We start from the raw sequence: 18,788 nt of genomic DNA, 5'->3' as shown, positions 1-18,788 counted from the left end.
GGCGCCGTGGGTTCTCAACCATCGCGCCCGCCGCCCATGATCCGCGCAACGAAGCTGGCTGCGGCAAGGCGGGCTCCGAGACCGGCTTCCCCGATGTTCAGCGTCTCCAATGCCTTCAGGAACGACGGGAAGTCGGAGGCGCCGGCGGCCGCGCGTTGGATCGCGTCCATGAGCGGAGAAAGCTGCTCTTCCCATTCCGCTGTCATCTCCTCGGCAAAGCCTTCGGTGATGTCGTCGGCCGCGATCGAGAGCGGCGAGGCCGCCTTGTCGAACAGCCGGCGCAACGCCTCCGCTGCATCCTTCGGCGCCGGCTCCTTCGGCGGCTCCTCCTTCTTCACGCCGCCCAGCACTTCCTCGCCGTCGACCGGATCTCGCCAGCCGAGCTTCTCGCGCACCGGCCCGGCCGGGACCGTGCCGCCCATGTCGACGAAGGTCTTCGTCGCCTCCATCAGAAGCTTGATATCTTCCGGATCGGGAACCGGAAACGTCACCTGGGGCGCGTCCACGTCGGCGCCGTGGTTGAAGGCAACGAACGGATCGACCACGTCGCGCTGCACCGTCGCTGCCATGTCGTCGCCATCGGCACGCAGGATCAGAAGGCGGATATCGTCATGGACATTCGCCTGGGCTTCGGACGAGCCGTCGTCGGACGTCATCGTCTGGCCGAGGATCAGCTTGGCGAACTGGTCGTCGAGATATTCGGCCATGCCCTTGAAGGCGTTCTCGCCCGCCGCACCGGCCTTGGTCTCGATGAACTCCAGGAGCATGCTCTCCGGAATGATGCAGCCGCCATCGGCCGCGACATTCGCAACGGCCTTCAGCAGCGCCCGCTTGTCCGCATCCGAGGCGTTCGGCCCGTATTTGCCGACGCGGAAGGGCATGCCGTAAATTTCCAGGAAGGACATCCAGTCCTTCAGGCTGAAGCTTTTCAGCATGAAGATCCAGCACGCGGTGCGGGCAAGGCCCTGGCGGATCGGCAGGCCGGAAAGCAGCGTCGGGATATGCACGACATACTTCGCCTGGGGAAGCTCGACGCCTTCGAAGACGCCGTCATGGCGCAGCCGCAATTCCCGCCCGGTGATGCGGTCGAACTGGAAATGCCGCTGGTCGCGCTGGACGATGCGCGGCAACGTCCAGGACGAGCCGTCCATCCGCCAGCGGTTTTCGGCAACGGCGAAGCCCTTCGCGATGCCGTCGGCCAGGTGCATCATCGTGCTGCGAAACGCCGTCGTGCCGAGCATGCGCTGCACGCTGGTGGCGATGTCCTTGTCCCGCGTGCTCTTGCTGGCCGCCTCGACGACGGGGGAAAGGTTGCGGATGGCAAGCTTGCGCTGGGCGAGCGCCATCCGATATTGCGGCTCCCGCTCCTCCATCTCCTCGGCAAGGGTGAGGTAGTCACGGAAGTCGCCGCCCGGATCGCCGCTTTCCTTCAGGATACGGGCAAGCCTGGCCGGCGTGAGGCCGGATGCGACCTGCTCGTTCCAGATCGAGCGGACGCCGGTCAGCGTCGGCGCGCTCTGCTCCTCGAGGAGCACCTGTTTCTGCGGAGCGCGCAGAGGGTTGCCGTAGCGGTCGATAAGCGTCATCACCAAAGTCCTCCGCGGCCGAACGGCGAAGCGTCCTCGCTCCGGTCGCGTTCGGAAAAGTCACCGTCGTCCAGGCTTCCGATACTCTGGTAAGCGTATTCCATCTCTGGCGTGGCCGCCGCGTGTATGCCGAGGAAGGCCGCCCATGTGCGGTCAGCGTGGTCGTCGTCGCGATCGGCGATGAACCGCGGAGCGCCGGTCGCGGAGGCTACCTTGCGCAGCTTGTGGAGATCGGAGCGCAGCGGGAGGTTGCCCTCGGGGATGCGAACCTTCCGATCCTCGAAGGCCTCCTTCCCATCCGTCGCCATGACCAGCTTGTTTGGTCCGGTGAAAAGGACGCCCTCGATGCGCGAGCCGTATCGGCGCTGCGCATCCTCAACGACCTTTTCCCCCATGCCCGTCTGGTCGATGCAGGCGCGGCCGACGCGGTACTTGCGCATGACCTCGTCGAATGCCATGTCCATTTCGAGGAACGTCGCGCGCTTCTGCTCGATGATCTCCCGGCACCACAGGACGTCGCCGATCAACTCCCAGACCCAGATGACGTGCAGGTCGCGCCGGCGGCCGATATCGCGGCCGACAAAACAGGGGTTCCCCTGGTACAATGACGGATCGCCGGCATGTTCGTCTTCGACCGAATTGATGAGATCGTAGGACAGCCAGGCGCTGGCCTCATCGAGCCACTGGAGCTCGAACTCCTGCGCCCAGAGATCATCATCGGCAAGGCCCGCCCGTAGCTCGTCGATATTGCGGGGCAAACCATCAGCAACCGCCTTGTAGATATCGACGACGTGACGCGACCAGGTGTCGTCGTTCGCGGTCATCAGCTCGTAGAACTTGTTGCCCTTGCCTTTCGGGGTCGATGTGACGCGGATTTTCCAGCCCTTTGAAATGACGGGAAACAGGGCGCCCCAGATTTCCTTGCTGTCCTTGTGAATGGCGAACTCGTCAAGGAAGACATTCCGGGAGAAGCCGCGAGCGGTGTCAGGGTTTGCCGGCAACGCCAGGATGCTGTTGCCATGAGGAAGGATCACTTCCATGGCCTTGTGCGTCCCACTCTCGCCTTTCCAGTCGAATTCGTTCTCCTCAAAGACGAGGCCGTACGCCTTGGCATGCGGCTTGATGGCCTCGTTGATCGCCTCGCGCGCCTGGCGCTCGCCGCGAGACAGGATTACCCATGGCGATCGGCGGCCCTGGGCGGCGGCAACATAGCCGTCGTCCACGATCTCCAGGCCGGTCGTGAATGTCTTGCCGGTCTGGCGGGAGAACATGCCGATCTTGAAGCGCGGCCGGTCGAGGAACCACTTGCGCTGATAGGGGTAAAGCGGAACGGCGGGTTTCATTCCTCGAAGATCCCGTAGATTTCTTCGCGGATCTTCTTGATGACGGCGAGGCCGTCCGGCTTCTCACCCTCTACACCGGCGACACCGACAGCAGCATCGACGGCCTTGAGAAGCTTGGTCTTCGCCTCGTCCTCGGCCTTGCGGCGGTGCTCGGCAGAATGCCGCTGGGCGATGATGGTATCCTTGTAGGCGCGCGCCAGCTCCATCGCGCTCTTGCTGTCGGCCTCGTCCCTGTCCAGGAGATCGTCGATAAGCGTTTTCAAAAATTCGCCGAGCACGACATCGTTTCGGCCGATCTCCTCGGGCGTGAGCTTTTCTGCGATGCCGGCATAGATATAGCGGCGTTCCTCCAGCTGCATGGCGCGTTTCGCGAGCCTCGCCGAACGGCGGTAGAACGCCGACTTCGAGATTGGAGGAATGCCCTTCACCTCAAGCCGGTCGTTCAGTTCGAAGAGGATGTCGGCCGTCGAGCGGCGGCGCTCGTTAAGCTGGCCGACCGCCCAGATCACATCGTCCTGTGCCTCCTCGGGCAGCAGCTCCAGACTGTTGAGCCGACCACGGCCACGGCGATCCTCCGCCATGTCACGCCCTCGCGGACGGGGACTGAACGCCCGAAATGGAGGCGAGCCCCTGAAGGAAGAGGTCGCCGCGTTCCGTCAGCCGTGCGATCGCGACCGACCCGGCCGGGATCACATCGACGGCGCCCATATCGCGCAGGAAAATGTACTGGCTTTCGACCCATTCGCGCGGCTTGTCGATGAGGAAGCTGCGAAGGAGATAACGCCGCATCGCCTCGGACGTCAGCGATCGGTTCGGTTGGAGCCTCAGCTCCTTCAGGATGATGAGCCGGGCTTCTTCCTGGATAATGTTCTCGATGCTCATTTCTTGGCCTGCTCCAGCAGATATTCCTGCAAACGATGATTGGTCGCCGCGATCGGCCGGAGCCGTTCGTCCATCGTGTCGAGCCGGCCGGCGATGCGCTCCATGCTGATCTGGAGATTGTGGGCGGTCTCCCGGTCAGGCAGGTGTTTCATCTCGCTCTCGACCGTCTGGATGCGACGATCGTGCTCGACGAGCTTCAGCTCCACCTTGGTGACGCGCTCCTCCAGCTTTCGCTCTCCGGACGAAATGATGGCCTTGAGCTGGGTGCCAAGCGCGATGATGGACAGGGCGGCGCCGATCCACGGCATGAGTATCGACAGGTCCATCAACGGTCTTCTCCGGCAGCATCGACGGCCGCGACCGCAGCCGCCCGCCTCGTTTCACATGTCAAAAGCGCCGCGCGGTCGGCGCCCCATTTAACGGTGACCTCGCCCGAGGTCATGTCCCGGTCGGGCAGCGCCACGGGCTGGGCGCATTTCTGGCGTGCGCTGTCCGGAATAGTCGCCTTGACCTCGACGATTCGCACGACGGGCTTGGGCTCAGTGTGGGAGCAGGCGGACGCGATCACGGCCGAGGCCGCAAGCATCGCCATGAGGCAGGGCCGCATTCGCAGTCTCCAGGCTGGCAAGTTGATCTTCGACCGCCCGGATACGGGCGTTTGCGTTGGTCTCGATGGCGAGCGCCGCTTTCGCCTGGTCGGCGATGCGGCGGTTGGCCTCGGCGTTGCCGCGCTCGATCTCGGCGGTCCAATAGGCGTCCCGCTTCTCGATCGCGGCCTGCTTGGCGCGCTCGATCATCGTGTCGAGCCTGTCCAGAACGAGCCAGGCGGCGATCAGGAGACCGACGAGCAGCGCGAGCCCTACCAGGACCCGCGCTGCCCACCCTTGCAGTGCGGCCATCATTGAACCTCTCCCGCCGGTTCGTCGCGAGCGCGATACGGTGGCTCGACGCTGGCCGGGGCTCGATCCTGCATCGCCCGAAAGTCCATCGACCCCGTGTAGCGATGGATGCCGAGCATGGCGGCAATGAGCAGGATCATCGAAGGGATCGTGATGCCGGCAAGATCCACCGCCTCGCGAGATCCGCGAAGCCCGCCGACGACGAGGAGGAGGATGACCAGCCAGCCGAGGCCGAAGGAAAACCAGATCTGCCGCTTCGTGGTGTTGTAGGCCGGGCCGTCCTTCATGCCTCGTCCTTCGTCACCGGCACGCCTTTTGCCGACAGGTGCACGCGCCCGCCGATCGGGTTGCCGCCGGTCTTCGGATACCGGATCGCGACCAGGCGCGACCGCTCGATGCGCGTGATGGAAACACTGTTGCTCTGGTTGCCGCCGAGCACATGGTAGTGCGTGGCGTCCTCGCCGACATAAAGGCCGACATGCCCGCCACCCGGCCGCTTGAAGACGAGGATCGCGCCGACAGAGGGCGCGGGAAGCGAAATCCCGAAGGTCCGCCAGTTGAGCGCGCCGAGCGGATTGGAGGGCAGCGCCTCCTGGGGCAGGGTCACCGCAACCCAGGCGGCGACGGCGAGGCCGCACCATGGGATGTCGTCGTCGGTATAGAAGCTCGCCACCCAGCCGCCGAGGCGCCGCGCCCAGGACATGATGGTCGAATTCGAACCGCGGCCGGCGATCTCGCGCAGGCCGAGATAGCGGCGGGCCTCGCGCATCCAGATGGGTTCTGCCGGCGGCGCGGGCGCGATCAGCAACGTGGCGTTCGGCGCCGCCGACGTACGGCGCAGGGCAGCGACCGTGGCTTCGTTCGCCGTGCCGGTGATTTTAAGCCCCTCGGCCGCCTGGAAACGCTTGAGGCCCTCGATCATCATGCGGCCGGGCGCATCGTCCGCCTTGCCGGCATAGGCGCCATGGGCGAGCAGGCGCGTGATGACCCACTTGTCGAAGGTGATGGTGCTCAATGGAAACGCCCCCGGATCAGAAGAAAGCGCCGGAAATCGGTCCGGCGATCTGGGGGCACAATGCTGCCGGAGGTGGCGCAGTCGAATGGTCCGATTTCGGACCCTCAGTCCTCGCTCTCGCCGAAAAGGTCAAGTTGCTTCGGCGAGGGGCGTCCGATCTTGCGGCGCTGGTCCGTAACGGTCGACCGGGCAACCCCGAGCGTGCGGGTGATGCGGGCGATCGACCAGCCCTGCATGGTCATCTCCGTGATGGCGCGGCGACGACGGCGCATTTGTCCGCCAAGCGCAGGCGGGATGTCAAGGTAGCTGTCGGCGTAGCGTTTCACCAGTCTCCCTGCCGCTTCTTCACCGACCAGCTCAACGAGCCAATGACCTTCCTTCAGGTTCTTAGGGATGAAGATGCGGTGGCAGGCCTTCTCCCGGCCGAGCAACAACGCCGCACGCTCGCCGGCGACGTCCGCGATCTCGTTGAGAAGCGGAGAAAACCATGCACGTTCGGGAAGCTGCTCGCTCATCCGTCAACGTCTCCCAAGCCGAAGCGCTGTCTCGATCTCGATCTGGCGGGCAGTGAGGACCTTGAGGCGCTCCTCACGCTTGATCCGCGTGTGGGCATCGACACCGCCGCGCTGAAGACGCTTCAAGAGGTCCTCGCGCTCCTCTCGAATGGCGTTCAAGGTTTCCGTCTCGAAGAGGGGAAGGTGCGCGGCCGTGCCCATCACTTCGTGTCCTCCGGCCGGGCGGGCCACCGGGCTTTCAGGACGGTGACGACGACGGTTCCGGCTTCCCGTTCGGCGAGCACGAACTTGACGCGCTCGACGATGACTGTTGTCGCCCGCAGCTCGGCGCCGGTGGCGCACCGGCTGGCGATGTGCCGGCGCACGGCCTCCACGTCGAGGCCATGCGCACGCTCCAGATAGCGCAGGATGGCATGGTCGCTGACGTGGAGGGGCGTGGTCATGGCGTGCCGGCCTTCCTGGCGCCGCGCACGCGCGGGCCGAGCGCCTTCATCACGGCCTGCCAATCCCGGTCTGTCAGTTCGACGAGCATGGTGACGCGCCGCCCGATCGCAGCCGCAACCGCTTCGTCGAACCCCTTACGCACCATCAGGCTCGCGTCGGGCCGGATGATCCGCCACTGCGCCCAAGCCATCTTGGCGACATCGCTGGCCAGCCAATCGCAGCCCAGGTCCGTTCCGAACTGGACGCCGGCATCGCGCTTCATGCGCGCCTTCAGGGCCTCTATCACGGCGCGCGCATCGTCCGCATGGTGGACGAAGCGAATGCCGTCCAGATCCGTCTGGCGCTTCACGAAACCGATCAGCGCGGCGTCATCGCGATCCGGCACCACGCCAAGGTGCCATGCGGCGATCCACATGGCCTGGAGCTTTTTCGCATACCGGCCGGTGAGTTTGGCCGCGCCGTTCGCCCGGCGCTCGGCCGGCCTGAAACCGAGGCGGCGCAGTTCGGTGAGGACGGCGCTCTCCTGGTCGGCCGACATGAGCGACAGGCGGGACTGGCCGGTGACGCGGGCATAGAGCGCGCGCTTGTCGTCATCCTCGGTAATGCCGAGCTCGCGAAAGCCGGCATGGATGGCCTTGACGGACGAGGTCATGTGTCGCTCTCCCTCTGGTCCTCAAGCTGCAGCATCGGGGCCGGCAGGGCGAGCTGCGATTTCCTGGCGGCGGGCCGGGTGGCTTTCGGAGCAGGTTTCGCGGCTTCCCGCTGCTCGCGATCGATCTCGTCGAGCTGGCGCAGCAAGGAGGCCAGGTCGTACCGGTCGGATGCCTCCAGCTCGATCTTGATCGTCGCCTTCGCGCCCTTGGTCACGGCGGAATAGGATATCAGGCGCACGGCACCGTCGAAGTAGATCCCGGTCATCGGCTGTACCTCCCGAGGAGGACGCCAACAGCCACCTGAAGGCGGCGCCAGATACCGGCGCCGGATGGCAAGGAAACCGACATGACGAGCACGCCATCAACCGAGCCGGTCGTGCCGATCGCGCGCAGGTGCGCGGACGCATCCTGGTAATCGGTCGCGTGGACGTTGACGCCATATTCAAGTCCGCGATGGCGATAGGTGCAGACGAACTCCTTTGCGGCCTCAGCCATGATCGCCTCCGGCCTGGAAGGCTCCACTTGTTGCTGTGGTGGCGTTTTCCCGCGCCTCCTCGATCTCCAAGAGGCGTTCGGCCCCCTCGTAGGAGAAATCGGCCTCGATCAAGCGCGCATTGGAGCGCGTGACCATGGCGTCTTCAAAGCAAGGTGTCAGGTCCGCCTCTTCCTTGAGGCGAGAGATGATGCGCAAGCGCTCGGCGAAGATGGCTTTGGCGATGATGATCGTCAGGTTGTCCGAGACAGATGATCTGGCAAAGTTGGCGTGCGCTTCGGATGCCGCCTGCATGATGTCAGCGGGTATCGCGTCACTCATCGGCCTGACCTTTCGATTTGTTGGCGGCGGTATCGCCATAGCGGAAGGTGTCGATCGGGCCTCCGGTGGGCTCGCCGGTTTGCAGGTCGACAGTAGGAGATCCTTCCAGGCAGGCCGCATGGCAGATGCCCATCTCGATATCCGTCGCGCAGATATTGTCATCGAGAAGCGGCTCGGCGCAGATCGGACAGGTGTCTACGTCGGGATGGTCAATCATCGGCCTGACCTTTCGTGGCGCCGGGTCGCCCCTATTGCCAGGGCCTCTTCAATCGCGAGACGCAGGGCCTCACGAATGTCGGTGTGTGTACCGCGCGCCATGATCCACGACCCCGCTGGCCGCTTGAACCGAATTTCGGCGTACTGACCACCACCGAAACCGTAATCAACCCTTACCTCACCTAACTTGCTTGCCTCCTCCCACAGCCCGTCGAGTGTTTCGATTTTGAAGGCGGCACTTCTTGCTTGCATATTGAGAATTTGCATGGCGTTTGCCTCTTTACTGCTGGATCAGATTGTCTTTAACCACCGCACGACCGTCATGCGTCGCCTCCGGATGATTTGATGGGGGAGCCGACCGGTGCGGCCGGCATCGGCTGCCAAAACACGGGCGCTTCGTTGATGTCCTCCACGGGACTATCGCCCCATTCGTCCATCTTCGTTCCCGCCCACCACCATGTGCCGCCGTAAGCGGCAGCGTCGAAGTAGGCGGCGCTGACAACATACTGGTTGAACAGGTCCGCGAGCGGGCAAGCTATAAGGACTTCGCGCCCGTCTTTCGGCGCAGTGTCGATCGGTTGCCACGCTGGTGCGATGACGCCCGCCTTCCAGAGGTTCCACAAGATCGCGATCGCCTTCCCGTCCGCCCGGTTGTTGTAGTTCCCGGTCTCCCCGTGATGGCATTGCGTAAGATCGTTGTAGGTCTCCAGAAAATAGCGACCGTCATCATTCAGGCATTCTTCGGAGACCTTGTCGCGGAGCGCTACAAGAGCAGCGATATGTACATGGACGTCCGTCACAGCCCGGCCTCCTCAAGCAGTTCGGCCGCGCGCTCCGAAAGGTCCGGACGGAAGAAGCCGAGGCGAAGATCAAGGGGAGAGCTATAGCCACCCGGCTCATCCCGGCCGGTCACCAGCGGCGTGTCGACGCACGCCGCAAGGCACTCCGCCAGCCGGCGCTCCAGCGTGGCGACGATGGGAATGTCCGCCCCCATCTCCCCATCGATGGCGCGGTCGAGATCCTCACCGCCGATAATCAGGTTGGCATGGATGATGCCGGCGAAGACACCGCCGGCGGCGATATCGACGGCCCGGAACTGCCGGTTCCGGATATGTCGATAGCGCGCGGCGTCCTTGACGAGCTGCTCGTGCAGTTCGTCATGGCAGCGCGAGCAGATGTCTTCGTCCTGCCAGCAGAGCGGCTGGCCGTCGATTTTGATCCCGGGTTCGATGTTCGTGATGCCGCATTCACGGCAGCGGTAATCGGCTGTCATGTTCATTGCAGCCGCTCCCAAAGACGGTGAGCGATATCGGTCAGGTCGATGTCCGTAAGGGAGTGGCACCCGCATTCGCACGGCATCACCACAACGGCGTAGACCCGGCCCTTGCGCTCCAAGACGGTGCAGCCCTGCCGCTCGGCTTCCTCACGGATGCCGTCAAGCAGGTGCGCTTCGGTTGAAAACTGCCTCATGCTCCACCTGCCTGGCGCACGGCATCGGCGCGCGCCTCCTTGTTGAGCTGCGCAGCGGCGACGTAGGACGCGGCCGGGCAGACGTTCATCGGGATGATTTCGCCGTTGAGGTCGACCTGGAACTCGGCGGAGCACCGGTAGACGCAAATGGCGACCGGCGAGCCCTTGCCGCCGATCGTCTCGACACGGCCGGCGCCACAAACCGGGCACCGGGATTGCGAGAGCAGCTTGTCTGCGCGGACGATGCCGAGGGCGCGGGTCATGCCGCACCTGCCTTCCGCTGCTCGGCGGCGTGCTGTCCGCGCGCAAGCTTCAGGACGGTCGGGCCGATCTCGTTGATCGTCTCGGCATACAGCGTGCCCTCCTGGATCCAGCCCCAGCTACTCTCGTAGCTGGTGACCGGCGAGGGATGATAATGCCGTACGCAAACCTCGTACCGAACGATGAAGCCCGAGCGAGAGCGAAGGATCAGGGCATTCGCCCACTCGGCCGCGTCTTCCACCATGACGCCCTTCAACTCGGGAAGAGCGTCGAAGAGCGGATCGTTCGGATCGTCGGTATCCTCCCAAAGGCTGGTGAACCAATCCGGCGGGCTCTCCGGGTCGCCGATCATGCCGATCGGATAAATCCCGATGACCCGGGCCTCTTCCTCGAAAAGGGCGTGGTTGTAGCTGGCGTGGCTCATAGCTAGCGTCCCTCTTCGAGAGCTTCGTCCAAGGTGCGGCCGAGGGCGGGCAGTTCCTCATCCCGAAGGCGATCGCACTCGGCGACGACGGTCTGATCGACGTCGTCATAGGTCGAGGCGATTTCCTGAAGGATCAGTTCGATCTGGCCCATCCTGGCCATGCAAAAGGCATGAGCACGCTTGGACGTCCATTTGCCGCTCAGACGGCGTGACCCGAGTTTCCTGCGGTGTTTGGCCATCGTCCCGCCCTCACGCCTTCGCCAGGTCGATGGTCACGGCCTGCCAGGGCTCCTCCAGCGAGGAGCGCGTGTAGAACCGGACATATTCCTTTGAGCCGGTCACGCGTATGGAGGCACGGATGGCCTCCATGGCGCGGTTCCACCGGGCATCCTCGATCTCCAGGCGCAGTAACATGAACAGCTCGGCCTTGTTGATCTGGCCTTCCTTGTCGGTGTTGAAGGCCCTCGTGACGATCGACTGGATTTCCGGCCGGCTATCGGCCGACCATTCGTTCAGGCATTCGTCGATGAGGGTCTTGGCGATCTGGAGCTGCGGCCCGAAATCGATCTGGTCGGCTACCTGCACCTGGACGCGCATCAGGCCGTCGAAGGACTGATAGGTCTTGTTACCCTTCTTCCCGCCGATCGACGCGCCGTACTCCTGGGCAAGAAGCGCGTCGAAGCTGGAGATATCGCCCATGGTGTGATCGCGGAAGCGCGTGATCTGCGCGCTGAGATCAACGGCATAGGCGATGACCTTGCGGACCATCTCGTCTTCGAGCTTGTCCGCAGCCTTGATGTTGGCGACAGGCACCAGGTTGCCCTTGGCGTCATGCATGTATTCGCGGCCGTTCACCAGCGTGACGCCGGCTTCGGGCTTCTCTTCAAGGATGACTGTGTCCATGGTCATGGTCCTTCAGATTTTCGGGGAGAGGGCCCGGAAGGCGGTCACGTTGTCGCCACTGGCGACATCCGTGATGTCCGCCGCCGCCTTCCGGTTTCGGAGATCGTCGCGCCCGGCCGACAGGCGATGTTCGAGGATGCGGTTTTCCTCCTCGACTTCCTGGGCGAGCGCGACGGCCGTGTTGATTTTGTCGGTGATCTGCCGGGCCTCGCCGAATGGTACGGCTCGGCCGGTCAGGGAGCTTCGCTGGAGGACCGTGGCGACGGTCCTCCTCAGCTCTTTAAGATGGTCCGAGAGAAGGCGGTCGACGTTCACGACTTCCTCCCCTTGTCGGGATCGAACTTGACCACGGTGCTGGTAACGCCCTGGTCAAGCGCTGCCGCGATCTCGCGTTCCACCATGGTGCGAACGGACATCCCCGCTTCGTCGAACCGGTGAATGGCAAGCTCCTGTTCCATCAGGGTGGCGAGCTTCTGAGTGGCAGCAAGCTGGGTGACGACGGTATGCGCCAGAGAGGAGGGCATCGCCTTTCCCTCGGCCGTGTAGGGAAGGATCACCCTGATCACGTCGAAGATCGCGGTACTCAGTGTGGTGTCGCGCAGGGCAGAGATCATGCCAGCTCTCCCATGTCGCGATTGCGCCATGCGGCTGTCAGGTACTTCAGGGAAATATCCTCACCGGCGCCGAGAGCCTGCATCGCGGCTGCGCGGACAGTTCGGTCGATATTGCGCAAGGCGCCCGGCTTCGATGCGACGCCGATGAGGAACTTGACGCAATCGGCGTCTTCGATCCCCCATGCGTCGATCAGGAGGCGCGCATCTCCAACTGGATCGCGCTCTGAACGCAAACGCCGATCGAAGCGGGTCACGACCTGGGCACGGCTGGCGATCGAACCGCGATCCTTGAGGAACGCGGCGCCGGTGTCCTCGTTGCCGATCAGGGTAATGCCGCAGTTATAGTTGTCGACGAAGTGACGAAGCTGGTTGATCGCGTCGGGCACAAGGTTCTGTGCCTCGTCGATGATCAACAGGGTGCCGTCGCCGATACGTTGCAACTTCCTGCCGATGGCACGAACCAGACGCGCAGGATTATGTTCATGAACATCCAGCTCCGTCGCCAGCTCGACGAGGAGGCCATGAACGGTCTTCGTATGCGGGCTGACCGTCGCCATCCATGTATGAGGGCGGGTCGCGACGAAGTGGCGAGCGGCCGTGGTCTTACCGGCTCCCGATGGAAGCACAACCATGGTGAAGCCGGACGAGAGCTGCGAATAGAGCAGGACGTTGAAGATTTCAGCGCCGGTCGCGGTGCGAATGAACTTCGGCGAAACCGGAAGCGTGGCGGCAATCCCGGCACTCTCCTCCAGGGCATCGAGCCAATTGCTGATGTCATCGTTGGGGTTTTCGAGGAGGCCCGGATAATTCCCGTTCGACCACTGGTTAAAGGTGCCGTCTTTCACTCCGGAGCGCCGGGAGACTTCCGCTTTGTTCCAACCATGCTCTCTGGCCACGTCGATGACGCGGGAGAGGAGCTTGCGCCACCGTTCCACCTCGGCAGGGCCGTGCTTGTCCACGAACGCCTGTGTCGGCGTCGGGAAATTCCATTCGGGAATTGTGTTGATCGGCTTTTTCATCTAGGGTTCCTTTGCTTTGATTGTTGCGGGCCTCGTGCCCGCTATTTTTTTTGGGAACCGAACGCACTACTACTCGGCTCTATGCTTTCGACCGGACGCTGTACTCACCGGTCGATTTCCTTTCGGAAATGGCAGGATGGCGGCATCGCCGCCGGCAAGCCGGGCAAGGCCCCGGCTGAAGTTGTCTTCGAACTGCTGTTCGTCGATTTCGTCGACGGCGGTTGCGGGGGCGGCCTGCTGGCGCGTTATGAGACGCGTCACCTTCGGCCGCGTCGGCTTTGCCTTCGTCGCTTGGTCGCTTTCGCCACGGCCCATCAACTCCTTCAGCTGCAGATCGCTGAGGCGGCGGGCCGCGTCCTTCTGGACCTTGAGGGATTTGGCGAAATCGCTCTTCGCGCGCGCCGTCTCACGCGCCGCTGCCTGGCAATCGAACCCGGTCTTGTCGATGCAGGCCGCCTCGCAGATAAGACGCCCCTGCGGGTCATAGACCTTTACCGTTCCATGCAGATCGGACGGATCGAAGCGCACGGTCAGCTTCTTGCCGACCCACTGGTTCAACTCACGCGACCAGTAACGATTGCCAAAGAGGTGCACGGCACCATTCGGCTTGCGGGCCTTGATCGTTTCGGCCGTGAGCATCCAGAGCGAGCGCTGAATCGGACTTGCGAAACGGGGAGCGTTCAAGGGCTCGGCGAGGCTGGCGGCGAATGTCGCGTCGAAGCTCCGGCCCTTCGCTGTCTCCGTCTTGCGACCCTCGCGCGCATTGTGTTCGGCAATCCGGTCGGCGACATGTGTTTCGAGCTGGTCGAGCGGGACGGCCCATTCGCCGTAGTTTTCCGGCTTGTGCTCCGGGCTGCGACCGGTATAGGCCCCAGCCATGTCAGGATGCTTGGAGATTTCCTCGGCAAGGTCGCCCCAGCCGCGCTCGATCGGCTTCGACTGGCCGGAATAGGGTTTGACGAAGCGACCGTCGATGCCGAGCGTTTTCAAGAGGCCGGCGACCTCGTCTTCCGTGATCTTGAAACGGTTTCGCCGCTTCGCCCTGCCGGAGATTTTCTTGGACGCGAAGGCCTTGCCGTTGTCCATATAGAGGCGCTTGGGGATGCCATGGTCCTCGACCATGCGGCCGATTATGGTGCGAACGGCTTCCCAGGTCTCCGCCTCGGCAAGGGTCCAGGAGAGGATTTTCCGCGAATAGAGGTCCTGTGTCGCCATCAGGTAGACGCGCGTCGGCTTGTCCCGGCCCGGCAGCATGACATGCAGGTCGAGCTTGTGCCCGTCCGTGTTGGCGTATTCCATCGCCGCGAGATGGGCGACGGAGCGCTGTTGCGCGGGCAGGAGCTTCATCGCCTCTTCCTTGCCCTTGCGGGCGAGGATCTGCACGGCACGCGGGACCTTGATGTCCATGTGGCGGCGCAATGTCCGCTCGGCCGGAATGGGTGCCCATCCCTTTTTCTTGGCGACCTCCTTCATGCGACGATAGCAGGAGGAGAACTTGGGACCTTCCGGGCGAAGATAATCCGAAGCCAGCACGTCCCAGGCGTCGGGATGGCATTCCGCGGTCTTGATATCCTCGCCGTTCGCCGTGGCACTATCGGGAGCAAGGGCGGCAAGCCAGTCCTGGCGCGGCTTTCCCTCCACCTTCTGCCGCCATTCGTATAGCGAGCTGCGTGCGACGTCGAACTTGGTCTCGCAATAGCGCGCGGCCTGGGCGGCATTGATGCCTGCCGCTCGCATGCTCTCCCATGTGGTCAAAACATCCAGCCGCTTCTGGCACACGGCACGCTGGTCATCGGTGAGCGCTTCGAACCGCCTCCAAAGCAGGTTCGAAGCAGCCGTCTGCGGGATGTTCGGTGCGGCCTCGATGAAGGCAAGCTTCGATCGAGCGGCATCGGAAAGCAGAGAGACATGGTATTGGAACCCTCCGCCGCCTTCGCGGCCGGTAAGCTTCCGGCATCGCGAGGCATCCATTCGCCATCCCTCGCGGAAAACCACCTTGTCGAAGCCCTTGACGGTCGCGGGCAGGCCGGGCAGCTGCGCGGCGGCAAGCTCGGCGAGGCTGAACCACTCCTTCATGCGCGACCGCCCTTCTTCTCTGCCATCCAGGCGCGAATGTCGGCTTCGTTTTCGCGGCAGAACATCAGCGTGGCGCGCACCGCGTGGATGCGCTCCATCAGCATTTCTGCCTCGGCCTGCTTCATCCGGCCGGACTGCACTTCGCGGGGATAGACCCGTTCGCGCATCGCGATTTCCCGGTCGATCTCGGCGATCTGGCCGATGATGGAGATCTTGCCGGCCATCAGCCTTCACCCCGCCGAATGCGGACGGGCGTCGCCGTCAGTTTGCGGATTTCCGCGCCGATGGCGCGTTGCTCCTGGCGAAGGCGCTCGATTTCGGCAAGGCGCGCTTCGTCGCCCTGCAAGAGCAGGAGGCCGTCTTCCGAAACAATGACGTCCCAAAGCCAGACGGCGCCGGTGGCGCGCACAAAGGCCTTGAAGCGCACAAGGCTGATATCGTGCCCTTCCTTGCTTTCCGCCGTATAGGCGTCGAGCGAGGCCTTCGAGATCGAAGGCAGGCCGAGATAGGTCGCCATGCGCGCGGCGATCGTCGGGCGATCACAAGGGCACTCCCGAATGGCGCGCGCCATTTCGCGGCGAAGGCGGCTGCGAAAGCGGGCAATGTCTATGCGCTCGACGGGCGTCCGGCTCGGGAAGACCGGCTCGGCGAAGAAATCGGCCTGGGCGGGGTCTGGCTTCGTCATGCCGCTTCCGCCTCACGCTTGATGCTGGCCATCAGATTGCCAAGGCCCGCGTCCTGGTCGACACCGATATGGACGAGGAACTCCTGCCGTGTCTGTTCGCTCGCCCCGTCCCAGGCGGCGATCAGCTTGGCCAGCAATGCCGCCTGAGGATCGACGGCGGGCTTTTCCGGCTTCAGCCAGGAGAGCGCCAGCTTCAGATCCGGCTTTTCCTTCAGCGCGGCGGCAATGCGCAACTGGTCGTCGGCGGGCAGCTTCGCCAGCTTCAGGAGCTTCGACTGGTCGGTCTCGGCCTCGGTGCCTCGCACCGCCGCCCGCAGGGTCGGATGCAGGTTCTGGCCGATACGGGTCACATTAAAATATGTGCGCCTGCCGAAGCCGAGCCGCTCTTGGACGTGCTCTGACAGGTCGCGGCCAGGGGCGAAGACAAAAGTGCAATCGTTGCACTTTTCAGCGGAGTATTGTCCACGCTCGATCTTGCCGTGCTGCTTTTCCCAAAGCTCGCGGTATTTCATCACGAAGATTGCGCGGTCGAGCGCACTCAGCTCGTTGCGATAGAGGTTCTCGGCGATCTCCATCATCTGCGCCTCGGGGCCATCTGCCTCGACAACGAGCGCGTCCAGTTCCTCCCACCCGATGATATCGGCCGCGGCGCAGCGATGCCCGCCGACGATCAGGCTGAAGGGTGTCGCGCCCTTGTTCTTCGCCGGCGTGCGGCGCACCGTGATCGGCGATATCTGCCCGCGCGCCTCGAACGACGCGCCGATGGCGGCGGCCATGTCCATGTCCACCGGCCGCAGGCGGTCCCCACGGTAGAGGTCTTTCAGCTTCAGTCGGATAAGTTCGGCCATGCCTATGCGGCCTCCGCGTCTTCGGCGAGCGCCGTCATGAAATTGTCCTTGGCCCGCGCGGAAATCCGCTCGTAGGCCCGTTCGAAGACTGGCTCATACCGCCGCTGGTCGACCGTTCGGATCGACTGCAGCACCATGGCGCGGCCGACGCCGAGCAGCTTGGTCAACCGGCGGCGTGGGATACCGAACTCGTTGTTCAGGATGTGGATCGTGATCTGCCGGGCGAGCTTCGCATCGAACATCTCGACCGGCGGATTGATGAGATACCGGATCGGCAGGTGGTTGAAGTGCGACCGGCTGGCGCGGAAAGCGGCGCTGACCATGGCGGCCAGGCGCTCGTCTTCGGAATAGGGATTACGCATGACAAAAACTCCCTTTGGTTGTGCCGCACGACTCATGACAAGCTGGCGGTGCCAGGCGGGGAGGCAACCCGGCCTGGCACCTGTCATCCCCACGCGCGCGAACCACATGGAGACGATCGAAATGGACGAGGAAACGGACGAGCTGATCCTGGCGACGCAATCCATGTGCGACGGGCAGAACATGGCGATAGCGGCTATTGCTCTCGCGCTCATAGACAAGGGCGCTATTGACCGGGTGAGGCTGTTCGACATCATCGAAAGCCTCCACGGGATTTTGGCGGCTGATTATGTCGGCGCCCTTGGCGATATTGGTGACGCAGAGGTTGGCCTGTCGCGTCTGCGCGCATGGCTAGACGCTTCTGACTGGAAAGAGGGGAAGGTTGTGGAAGAGCTCCACAAACTAGAAGGCGCAGAGTTTCTCCGCAGCCAGCTGAAACTAGCAAATTCGAAACGTAGGAAGCCACCACCGAAGCAGGGAACTGATTGAAGGGGTCGAAATCGGAGACGTTCCCCATCACATCGCCCTCTGCAGCACGATAGCGAGTACCGCGAAGAGTGCCGCAAACGGCACCCCGCAAAGCAGCAACAGTTCCGCGCGCCGGCAGAACGCCGAGTGCGAAGGCACAAAAAGGACCACGTCGATTTTGGACGTGCTTTTCGCCCTATCGGCGCGCGCCGTCATCCGCGATTGTTCGGGTGTGGCGTCGGCGGAGCGGGTCTGACGGCCGGAACCGACGCAGGTTCTGCGGCACAAACCGCGAAAGGCCAGAGCAGCGTTCTTGTTGGCGCCACGCATCATGCCGCTGCCCCGCAGTCGGCCGCCTGCGCCTGGCGGCGCTCCCGCATCGTCGAGCGCTGATAGTTTTCCGCCGGCTGTGGTGATTTGCGGTGGCCGTCCGCATGATAGCGGGAGCGCCAGAGCAGGTGCGGGCGGCTCTGCAGGGCCGCCGCGATGGCACGCTCGCCGGCGGCGTTCGGCTCGCGAAGCGTCGTTCCCGCTGTGCCGCGCGGCAGATTGTAGAGGCGATCGACGTCGAGAAGGGAAAAGCCCGCAAGCGAAAGCTTGCTTTTGACACGATGAGCCTCTTCAAGGCGCGCGGCCGCGGCCTTGTCCGCATGACGGTCAGGGTGCATAAAAGTTCCTCGGTTTGAACGGGGAGGCTCTGCAAAGCCTCCTTTTTCAAGGGTGATTTGGTCCGTATTTATGGGAAAGGAGTATCGCAAAAAATTGCGATGGTAAATAGCTCCATCACAAAATTATGCGATACTGAGATCGCGTGGGAACCTTCGACTACGACGCAGTCTTCAGGCGCATCCTCAGTAAGAATTCCTGGGGAACCGAAGGGGAGTTAGCCAAAAAACTGGGTGTGGCCCCCAATACCTGGACGGCATATAAGAAAGGCAAGACATCGTTCGGGCTTCATGAGATCGCAAAAATTTGCGATACACTAGGAGTGGCGCCGCGTTGGCTTCTATTGGGAGAGGACGAGAAGGGGCAGGCCTCCCTCTACGACCGCGTTGAGCGCATCGTTTTAGAAGAGCATCTCGCGGCCAAGATAAAGCTGCCAGCAACGGCGTTGGCGAAGACCGCTTCCTACTATCTGGCTGGGCTAGAAGAGCGCTTGATCTCTAAGGACGATTGCGAGGAGGTCGATTTGCGATTGCGTCTTCTTCACAAGGAAGTTCGCATTGCTATCGAGAATGCACGTAGCGAGCCGGGCAAAGGGAAACACTCGGCTTGATGCTTGTTCAAGTCGAC

36 protein-coding genes are annotated in these 18,788 nt (G+C 63.2%); 2 read left to right on the top strand and 34 right to left on the bottom strand.

Annotated features, from left to right (window positions below; translation table 11 throughout):
- Positions 1-14 precede the first annotated feature (14 nt).
- From AABQ55_RS20755 to AABQ55_RS20600, 32 genes are all read right to left on the bottom strand, one after another.
- A complete protein-coding gene (locus AABQ55_RS20755; RefSeq protein WP_272806398.1) occupies positions 15-1,586 on the bottom strand; it encodes a DUF935 domain-containing protein in 1,572 nt (523 codons plus the stop codon).
- On the bottom strand, positions 1,586-2,857 hold the full coding sequence (locus AABQ55_RS20750) for a terminase large subunit domain-containing protein (RefSeq protein WP_272806397.1): 1,272 nt from the start codon (positions 2,855-2,857) through the stop codon (positions 1,586-1,588). Before AABQ55_RS20750 ends, AABQ55_RS20755 begins: the two co-directional genes overlap by 1 nt.
- Before the next feature lie 68 nt (positions 2,858-2,925).
- Positions 2,926-3,510 (bottom strand): phage protein Gp27 family protein, encoded by a 585-nt coding sequence (locus AABQ55_RS20745; RefSeq protein WP_272806396.1) that lies wholly within the window; start codon positions 3,508-3,510, stop codon positions 2,926-2,928.
- A gap of 1 nt (position 3,511) precedes the next feature.
- Positions 3,512-3,811, bottom strand: a complete 300-nt coding sequence (locus tag AABQ55_RS20740; protein ID WP_272806395.1) for a hypothetical protein — start codon at positions 3,809-3,811, stop codon at positions 3,512-3,514.
- The gene (locus tag AABQ55_RS20735) at positions 3,808-4,137 is read right to left on the bottom strand and encodes a DUF2730 family protein (protein ID WP_272806394.1); all 330 of its coding nucleotides are present in this window, start codon (positions 4,135-4,137) and stop codon (positions 3,808-3,810) included. Before AABQ55_RS20735 ends, AABQ55_RS20740 begins: the two co-directional genes overlap by 4 nt.
- Positions 4,138-4,350: 213 nt before the next feature.
- Entirely contained in the window at positions 4,351-4,713 is a 363-nt protein-coding gene (locus tag AABQ55_RS20730; protein ID WP_272806393.1) for a hypothetical protein, read from the bottom strand.
- Positions 4,710-4,997 carry an NAD(P)+ transhydrogenase beta chain gene (locus AABQ55_RS20725; protein ID WP_272806392.1) on the bottom strand — a complete coding sequence of 96 codons (288 nt, stop codon included), beginning with the start codon at positions 4,995-4,997 and terminating at the stop codon, positions 4,710-4,712. Before AABQ55_RS20725 ends, AABQ55_RS20730 begins: the two co-directional genes overlap by 4 nt.
- Entirely contained in the window at positions 4,994-5,725 is a 732-nt protein-coding gene (locus AABQ55_RS20720; protein WP_272806391.1) for a TIGR02594 family protein, read from the bottom strand. The genes AABQ55_RS20725 and AABQ55_RS20720 overlap by 4 nt, the downstream gene beginning before the upstream one ends.
- A 104-nt stretch (positions 5,726-5,829) precedes the next feature.
- Positions 5,830-6,240: a hypothetical protein gene (locus tag AABQ55_RS20715; RefSeq protein ID WP_272806390.1), complete on the bottom strand. Its 411-nt coding sequence runs from the start codon at positions 6,238-6,240 to the stop codon at positions 5,830-5,832.
- 3 nt (positions 6,241-6,243) lie between these two features.
- Positions 6,244-6,441, bottom strand: a complete 198-nt coding sequence (locus AABQ55_RS20710) for a hypothetical protein (protein ID WP_272806389.1) — start codon at positions 6,439-6,441, stop codon at positions 6,244-6,246.
- Positions 6,441-6,683, bottom strand: coding sequence for a hypothetical protein (locus AABQ55_RS20705; RefSeq protein ID WP_272806388.1), 243 nt, complete (start codon positions 6,681-6,683; stop codon positions 6,441-6,443). Before AABQ55_RS20705 ends, AABQ55_RS20710 begins: the two co-directional genes overlap by 1 nt.
- Positions 6,680-7,336: a regulatory protein GemA gene (locus AABQ55_RS20700; RefSeq protein ID WP_272806387.1), complete on the bottom strand. Its 657-nt coding sequence runs from the start codon at positions 7,334-7,336 to the stop codon at positions 6,680-6,682. Before AABQ55_RS20700 ends, AABQ55_RS20705 begins: the two co-directional genes overlap by 4 nt.
- Positions 7,333-7,602, bottom strand: coding sequence for a hypothetical protein (locus AABQ55_RS20695; protein WP_272806386.1), 270 nt, complete (start codon positions 7,600-7,602; stop codon positions 7,333-7,335). The genes AABQ55_RS20700 and AABQ55_RS20695 overlap by 4 nt, the downstream gene beginning before the upstream one ends.
- On the bottom strand, positions 7,599-7,832 hold the full coding sequence (locus tag AABQ55_RS20690) for a hypothetical protein (RefSeq protein WP_272806385.1): 234 nt from the start codon (positions 7,830-7,832) through the stop codon (positions 7,599-7,601). The genes AABQ55_RS20695 and AABQ55_RS20690 overlap by 4 nt, the downstream gene beginning before the upstream one ends.
- Complete coding sequence (locus AABQ55_RS20685; RefSeq protein WP_272806384.1) at positions 7,825-8,151, bottom strand: hypothetical protein; 327 nt, start codon at positions 8,149-8,151, stop codon at positions 7,825-7,827. Before AABQ55_RS20685 ends, AABQ55_RS20690 begins: the two co-directional genes overlap by 8 nt.
- A complete protein-coding gene (locus tag AABQ55_RS20680; RefSeq protein ID WP_272806383.1) occupies positions 8,144-8,368 on the bottom strand; it encodes a hypothetical protein in 225 nt (74 codons plus the stop codon). Before AABQ55_RS20680 ends, AABQ55_RS20685 begins: the two co-directional genes overlap by 8 nt.
- The gene (locus tag AABQ55_RS20675) at positions 8,365-8,634 is read right to left on the bottom strand and encodes a hypothetical protein (RefSeq protein WP_272806382.1); all 270 of its coding nucleotides are present in this window, start codon (positions 8,632-8,634) and stop codon (positions 8,365-8,367) included. Before AABQ55_RS20675 ends, AABQ55_RS20680 begins: the two co-directional genes overlap by 4 nt.
- Before the next feature lie 53 nt (positions 8,635-8,687).
- Positions 8,688-9,167 carry a hypothetical protein gene (locus AABQ55_RS20670; protein WP_272806381.1) on the bottom strand — a complete coding sequence of 160 codons (480 nt, stop codon included), beginning with the start codon at positions 9,165-9,167 and terminating at the stop codon, positions 8,688-8,690.
- Positions 9,164-9,646, bottom strand: coding sequence for a hypothetical protein (locus AABQ55_RS20665; RefSeq protein WP_272806380.1), 483 nt, complete (start codon positions 9,644-9,646; stop codon positions 9,164-9,166). The genes AABQ55_RS20670 and AABQ55_RS20665 overlap by 4 nt, the downstream gene beginning before the upstream one ends.
- Positions 9,643-9,837, bottom strand: coding sequence for a hypothetical protein (locus AABQ55_RS20660; protein WP_272806379.1), 195 nt, complete (start codon positions 9,835-9,837; stop codon positions 9,643-9,645). Before AABQ55_RS20660 ends, AABQ55_RS20665 begins: the two co-directional genes overlap by 4 nt.
- Positions 9,834-10,100 (bottom strand): hypothetical protein, encoded by a 267-nt coding sequence (locus AABQ55_RS20655; protein ID WP_272806378.1) that lies wholly within the window; start codon positions 10,098-10,100, stop codon positions 9,834-9,836. The genes AABQ55_RS20660 and AABQ55_RS20655 overlap by 4 nt, the downstream gene beginning before the upstream one ends.
- Positions 10,097-10,522, bottom strand: a complete 426-nt coding sequence (locus tag AABQ55_RS20650) for a hypothetical protein (protein ID WP_272806377.1) — start codon at positions 10,520-10,522, stop codon at positions 10,097-10,099. The genes AABQ55_RS20655 and AABQ55_RS20650 overlap by 4 nt, the downstream gene beginning before the upstream one ends.
- Positions 10,523-10,524: 2 nt before the next feature.
- The gene (locus tag AABQ55_RS20645) at positions 10,525-10,761 is read right to left on the bottom strand and encodes a hypothetical protein (RefSeq protein WP_272806376.1); all 237 of its coding nucleotides are present in this window, start codon (positions 10,759-10,761) and stop codon (positions 10,525-10,527) included.
- 10 nt (positions 10,762-10,771) lie between these two features.
- Complete coding sequence (locus AABQ55_RS20640; RefSeq protein ID WP_272806375.1) at positions 10,772-11,425, bottom strand: DUF3164 family protein; 654 nt, start codon at positions 11,423-11,425, stop codon at positions 10,772-10,774.
- 12 nt (positions 11,426-11,437) lie between these two features.
- Positions 11,438-11,740: a hypothetical protein gene (locus AABQ55_RS20635; protein WP_272806374.1), complete on the bottom strand. Its 303-nt coding sequence runs from the start codon at positions 11,738-11,740 to the stop codon at positions 11,438-11,440.
- Positions 11,737-12,039, bottom strand: a complete 303-nt coding sequence (locus AABQ55_RS20630; RefSeq protein WP_272806373.1) for a hypothetical protein — start codon at positions 12,037-12,039, stop codon at positions 11,737-11,739. The genes AABQ55_RS20635 and AABQ55_RS20630 overlap by 4 nt, the downstream gene beginning before the upstream one ends.
- Positions 12,036-13,058 (bottom strand): AAA family ATPase, encoded by a 1,023-nt coding sequence (locus AABQ55_RS20625; protein WP_272806372.1) that lies wholly within the window; start codon positions 13,056-13,058, stop codon positions 12,036-12,038. The genes AABQ55_RS20630 and AABQ55_RS20625 overlap by 4 nt, the downstream gene beginning before the upstream one ends.
- 69 nt (positions 13,059-13,127) lie before the next feature.
- A complete protein-coding gene (locus AABQ55_RS20620; RefSeq protein WP_272806371.1) occupies positions 13,128-15,134 on the bottom strand; it encodes a transposase domain-containing protein in 2,007 nt (668 codons plus the stop codon).
- Complete coding sequence (locus AABQ55_RS20615) at positions 15,131-15,358, bottom strand: hypothetical protein (RefSeq protein ID WP_272806370.1); 228 nt, start codon at positions 15,356-15,358, stop codon at positions 15,131-15,133. The genes AABQ55_RS20620 and AABQ55_RS20615 overlap by 4 nt, the downstream gene beginning before the upstream one ends.
- Positions 15,358-15,819, bottom strand: a complete 462-nt coding sequence (locus AABQ55_RS20610) for a hypothetical protein (protein WP_272806369.1) — start codon at positions 15,817-15,819, stop codon at positions 15,358-15,360. Before AABQ55_RS20610 ends, AABQ55_RS20615 begins: the two co-directional genes overlap by 1 nt.
- Entirely contained in the window at positions 15,816-16,595 is a 780-nt protein-coding gene (locus AABQ55_RS20605) for a ParB/RepB/Spo0J family partition protein (protein ID WP_338341840.1), read from the bottom strand. Before AABQ55_RS20605 ends, AABQ55_RS20610 begins: the two co-directional genes overlap by 4 nt.
- Before the next feature lie 74 nt (positions 16,596-16,669).
- Positions 16,670-17,029 carry a hypothetical protein gene (locus tag AABQ55_RS20600; protein ID WP_272806367.1) on the bottom strand — a complete coding sequence of 120 codons (360 nt, stop codon included), beginning with the start codon at positions 17,027-17,029 and terminating at the stop codon, positions 16,670-16,672.
- Positions 17,030-17,135: 106 nt separating this feature from the next.
- On the opposite strand from AABQ55_RS20600, the gene AABQ55_RS20595 reads away from it, so the two are divergent.
- Positions 17,136-17,516 (top strand): hypothetical protein, encoded by a 381-nt coding sequence (locus AABQ55_RS20595; protein WP_272806366.1) that lies wholly within the window; start codon positions 17,136-17,138, stop codon positions 17,514-17,516.
- Positions 17,517-17,543: 27 nt separating this feature from the next.
- On the opposite strand, the gene AABQ55_RS20590 is transcribed toward AABQ55_RS20595, so the two are convergent.
- Positions 17,544-17,828 (bottom strand): hypothetical protein, encoded by a 285-nt coding sequence (locus AABQ55_RS20590; protein WP_272806365.1) that lies wholly within the window; start codon positions 17,826-17,828, stop codon positions 17,544-17,546.
- Positions 17,825-18,163 (bottom strand): helix-turn-helix domain-containing protein, encoded by a 339-nt coding sequence (locus AABQ55_RS20585; protein ID WP_272806364.1) that lies wholly within the window; start codon positions 18,161-18,163, stop codon positions 17,825-17,827. The genes AABQ55_RS20590 and AABQ55_RS20585 overlap by 4 nt, the downstream gene beginning before the upstream one ends.
- Positions 18,164-18,306: 143 nt before the next feature.
- Here AABQ55_RS20585 and AABQ55_RS20580 point away from each other — a divergent pair, with 143 nt between their 5' ends.
- Positions 18,307-18,771 carry a helix-turn-helix domain-containing protein gene (locus AABQ55_RS20580; RefSeq protein WP_272806363.1) on the top strand — a complete coding sequence of 155 codons (465 nt, stop codon included), beginning with the start codon at positions 18,307-18,309 and terminating at the stop codon, positions 18,769-18,771.
- Positions 18,772-18,788: the final 17 nt, after the last annotated feature.

It is taken from the genome of Shinella sp. WSD5-1 (assembly GCF_963942435.1).
Taxonomy (GTDB): Bacteria; Pseudomonadota; Alphaproteobacteria; order Rhizobiales; family Rhizobiaceae; genus Shinella; species Shinella yambaruensis.
This window is presented reverse-complemented; position numbering and strand designations above follow the sequence as displayed.

Coding starts and splice junctions, on each gene's coding strand:
- AABQ55_RS20590 (WP_272806365.1), bottom strand. CDS start 17,828: ATGATGCGTGGCGCCAACAAGAACGCTGCTCTGGCCTTTCGCGGTTTG.
- AABQ55_RS20585 (WP_272806364.1), bottom strand. CDS start 18,163: ATGCACCCTGACCGTCATGCGGACAAGGCCGCGGCCGCGCGCCTTGAA.
- AABQ55_RS20675 (WP_272806382.1), bottom strand. CDS start 8,634: ATGCAAATTCTCAATATGCAAGCAAGAAGTGCCGCCTTCAAAATCGAA.
- AABQ55_RS20595 (WP_272806366.1), top strand. CDS start 17,136: ATGGAGACGATCGAAATGGACGAGGAAACGGACGAGCTGATCCTGGCG.
- AABQ55_RS20730 (WP_272806393.1), bottom strand. CDS start 4,713: ATGATGGCCGCACTGCAAGGGTGGGCAGCGCGGGTCCTGGTAGGGCTC.
- AABQ55_RS20650 (WP_272806377.1), bottom strand. CDS start 10,522: ATGAGCCACGCCAGCTACAACCACGCCCTTTTCGAGGAAGAGGCCCGG.
- AABQ55_RS20690 (WP_272806385.1), bottom strand. CDS start 7,832: ATGGCTGAGGCCGCAAAGGAGTTCGTCTGCACCTATCGCCATCGCGGA.
- AABQ55_RS20610 (WP_272806369.1), bottom strand. CDS start 15,819: ATGACGAAGCCAGACCCCGCCCAGGCCGATTTCTTCGCCGAGCCGGTC.
- AABQ55_RS20660 (WP_272806379.1), bottom strand. CDS start 9,837: ATGAGGCAGTTTTCAACCGAAGCGCACCTGCTTGACGGCATCCGTGAG.
- AABQ55_RS20735 (WP_272806394.1), bottom strand. CDS start 4,137: ATGGACCTGTCGATACTCATGCCGTGGATCGGCGCCGCCCTGTCCATC.
- AABQ55_RS20630 (WP_272806373.1), bottom strand. CDS start 12,039: ATGATCTCTGCCCTGCGCGACACCACACTGAGTACCGCGATCTTCGAC.
- AABQ55_RS20620 (WP_272806371.1), bottom strand. CDS start 15,134: ATGAAGGAGTGGTTCAGCCTCGCCGAGCTTGCCGCCGCGCAGCTGCCC.
- AABQ55_RS20680 (WP_272806383.1), bottom strand. CDS start 8,368: ATGATTGACCATCCCGACGTAGACACCTGTCCGATCTGCGCCGAGCCG.
- AABQ55_RS20655 (WP_272806378.1), bottom strand. CDS start 10,100: ATGACCCGCGCCCTCGGCATCGTCCGCGCAGACAAGCTGCTCTCGCAA.
- AABQ55_RS20665 (WP_272806380.1), bottom strand. CDS start 9,646: ATGAACATGACAGCCGATTACCGCTGCCGTGAATGCGGCATCACGAAC.
- AABQ55_RS20745 (WP_272806396.1), bottom strand. CDS start 3,510: ATGGCGGAGGATCGCCGTGGCCGTGGTCGGCTCAACAGTCTGGAGCTG.
- AABQ55_RS20640 (WP_272806375.1), bottom strand. CDS start 11,425: ATGGACACAGTCATCCTTGAAGAGAAGCCCGAAGCCGGCGTCACGCTG.
- AABQ55_RS20605 (WP_338341840.1), bottom strand. CDS start 16,595: ATGGCCGCCGCCATCGGCGCGTCGTTCGAGGCGCGCGGGCAGATATCG.
- AABQ55_RS20705 (WP_272806388.1), bottom strand. CDS start 6,683: ATGACCACGCCCCTCCACGTCAGCGACCATGCCATCCTGCGCTATCTG.
- AABQ55_RS20615 (WP_272806370.1), bottom strand. CDS start 15,358: ATGGCCGGCAAGATCTCCATCATCGGCCAGATCGCCGAGATCGACCGG.
- AABQ55_RS20685 (WP_272806384.1), bottom strand. CDS start 8,151: ATGAGTGACGCGATACCCGCTGACATCATGCAGGCGGCATCCGAAGCG.
- AABQ55_RS20625 (WP_272806372.1), bottom strand. CDS start 13,058: ATGAAAAAGCCGATCAACACAATTCCCGAATGGAATTTCCCGACGCCG.
- AABQ55_RS20710 (WP_272806389.1), bottom strand. CDS start 6,441: ATGGGCACGGCCGCGCACCTTCCCCTCTTCGAGACGGAAACCTTGAAC.
- AABQ55_RS20715 (WP_272806390.1), bottom strand. CDS start 6,240: ATGAGCGAGCAGCTTCCCGAACGTGCATGGTTTTCTCCGCTTCTCAAC.
- AABQ55_RS20755 (WP_272806398.1), bottom strand. CDS start 1,586: ATGACGCTTATCGACCGCTACGGCAACCCTCTGCGCGCTCCGCAGAAA.
- AABQ55_RS20645 (WP_272806376.1), bottom strand. CDS start 10,761: ATGGCCAAACACCGCAGGAAACTCGGGTCACGCCGTCTGAGCGGCAAA.
- AABQ55_RS20740 (WP_272806395.1), bottom strand. CDS start 3,811: ATGAGCATCGAGAACATTATCCAGGAAGAAGCCCGGCTCATCATCCTG.
- AABQ55_RS20750 (WP_272806397.1), bottom strand. CDS start 2,857: ATGTTCTCCCGCCAGACCGGCAAGACATTCACGACCGGCCTGGAGATC.
- AABQ55_RS20725 (WP_272806392.1), bottom strand. CDS start 4,997: ATGAAGGACGGCCCGGCCTACAACACCACGAAGCGGCAGATCTGGTTT.
- AABQ55_RS20695 (WP_272806386.1), bottom strand. CDS start 7,602: ATGACCGGGATCTACTTCGACGGTGCCGTGCGCCTGATATCCTATTCC.
- AABQ55_RS20600 (WP_272806367.1), bottom strand. CDS start 17,029: ATGCGTAATCCCTATTCCGAAGACGAGCGCCTGGCCGCCATGGTCAGC.
- AABQ55_RS20700 (WP_272806387.1), bottom strand. CDS start 7,336: ATGACCTCGTCCGTCAAGGCCATCCATGCCGGCTTTCGCGAGCTCGGC.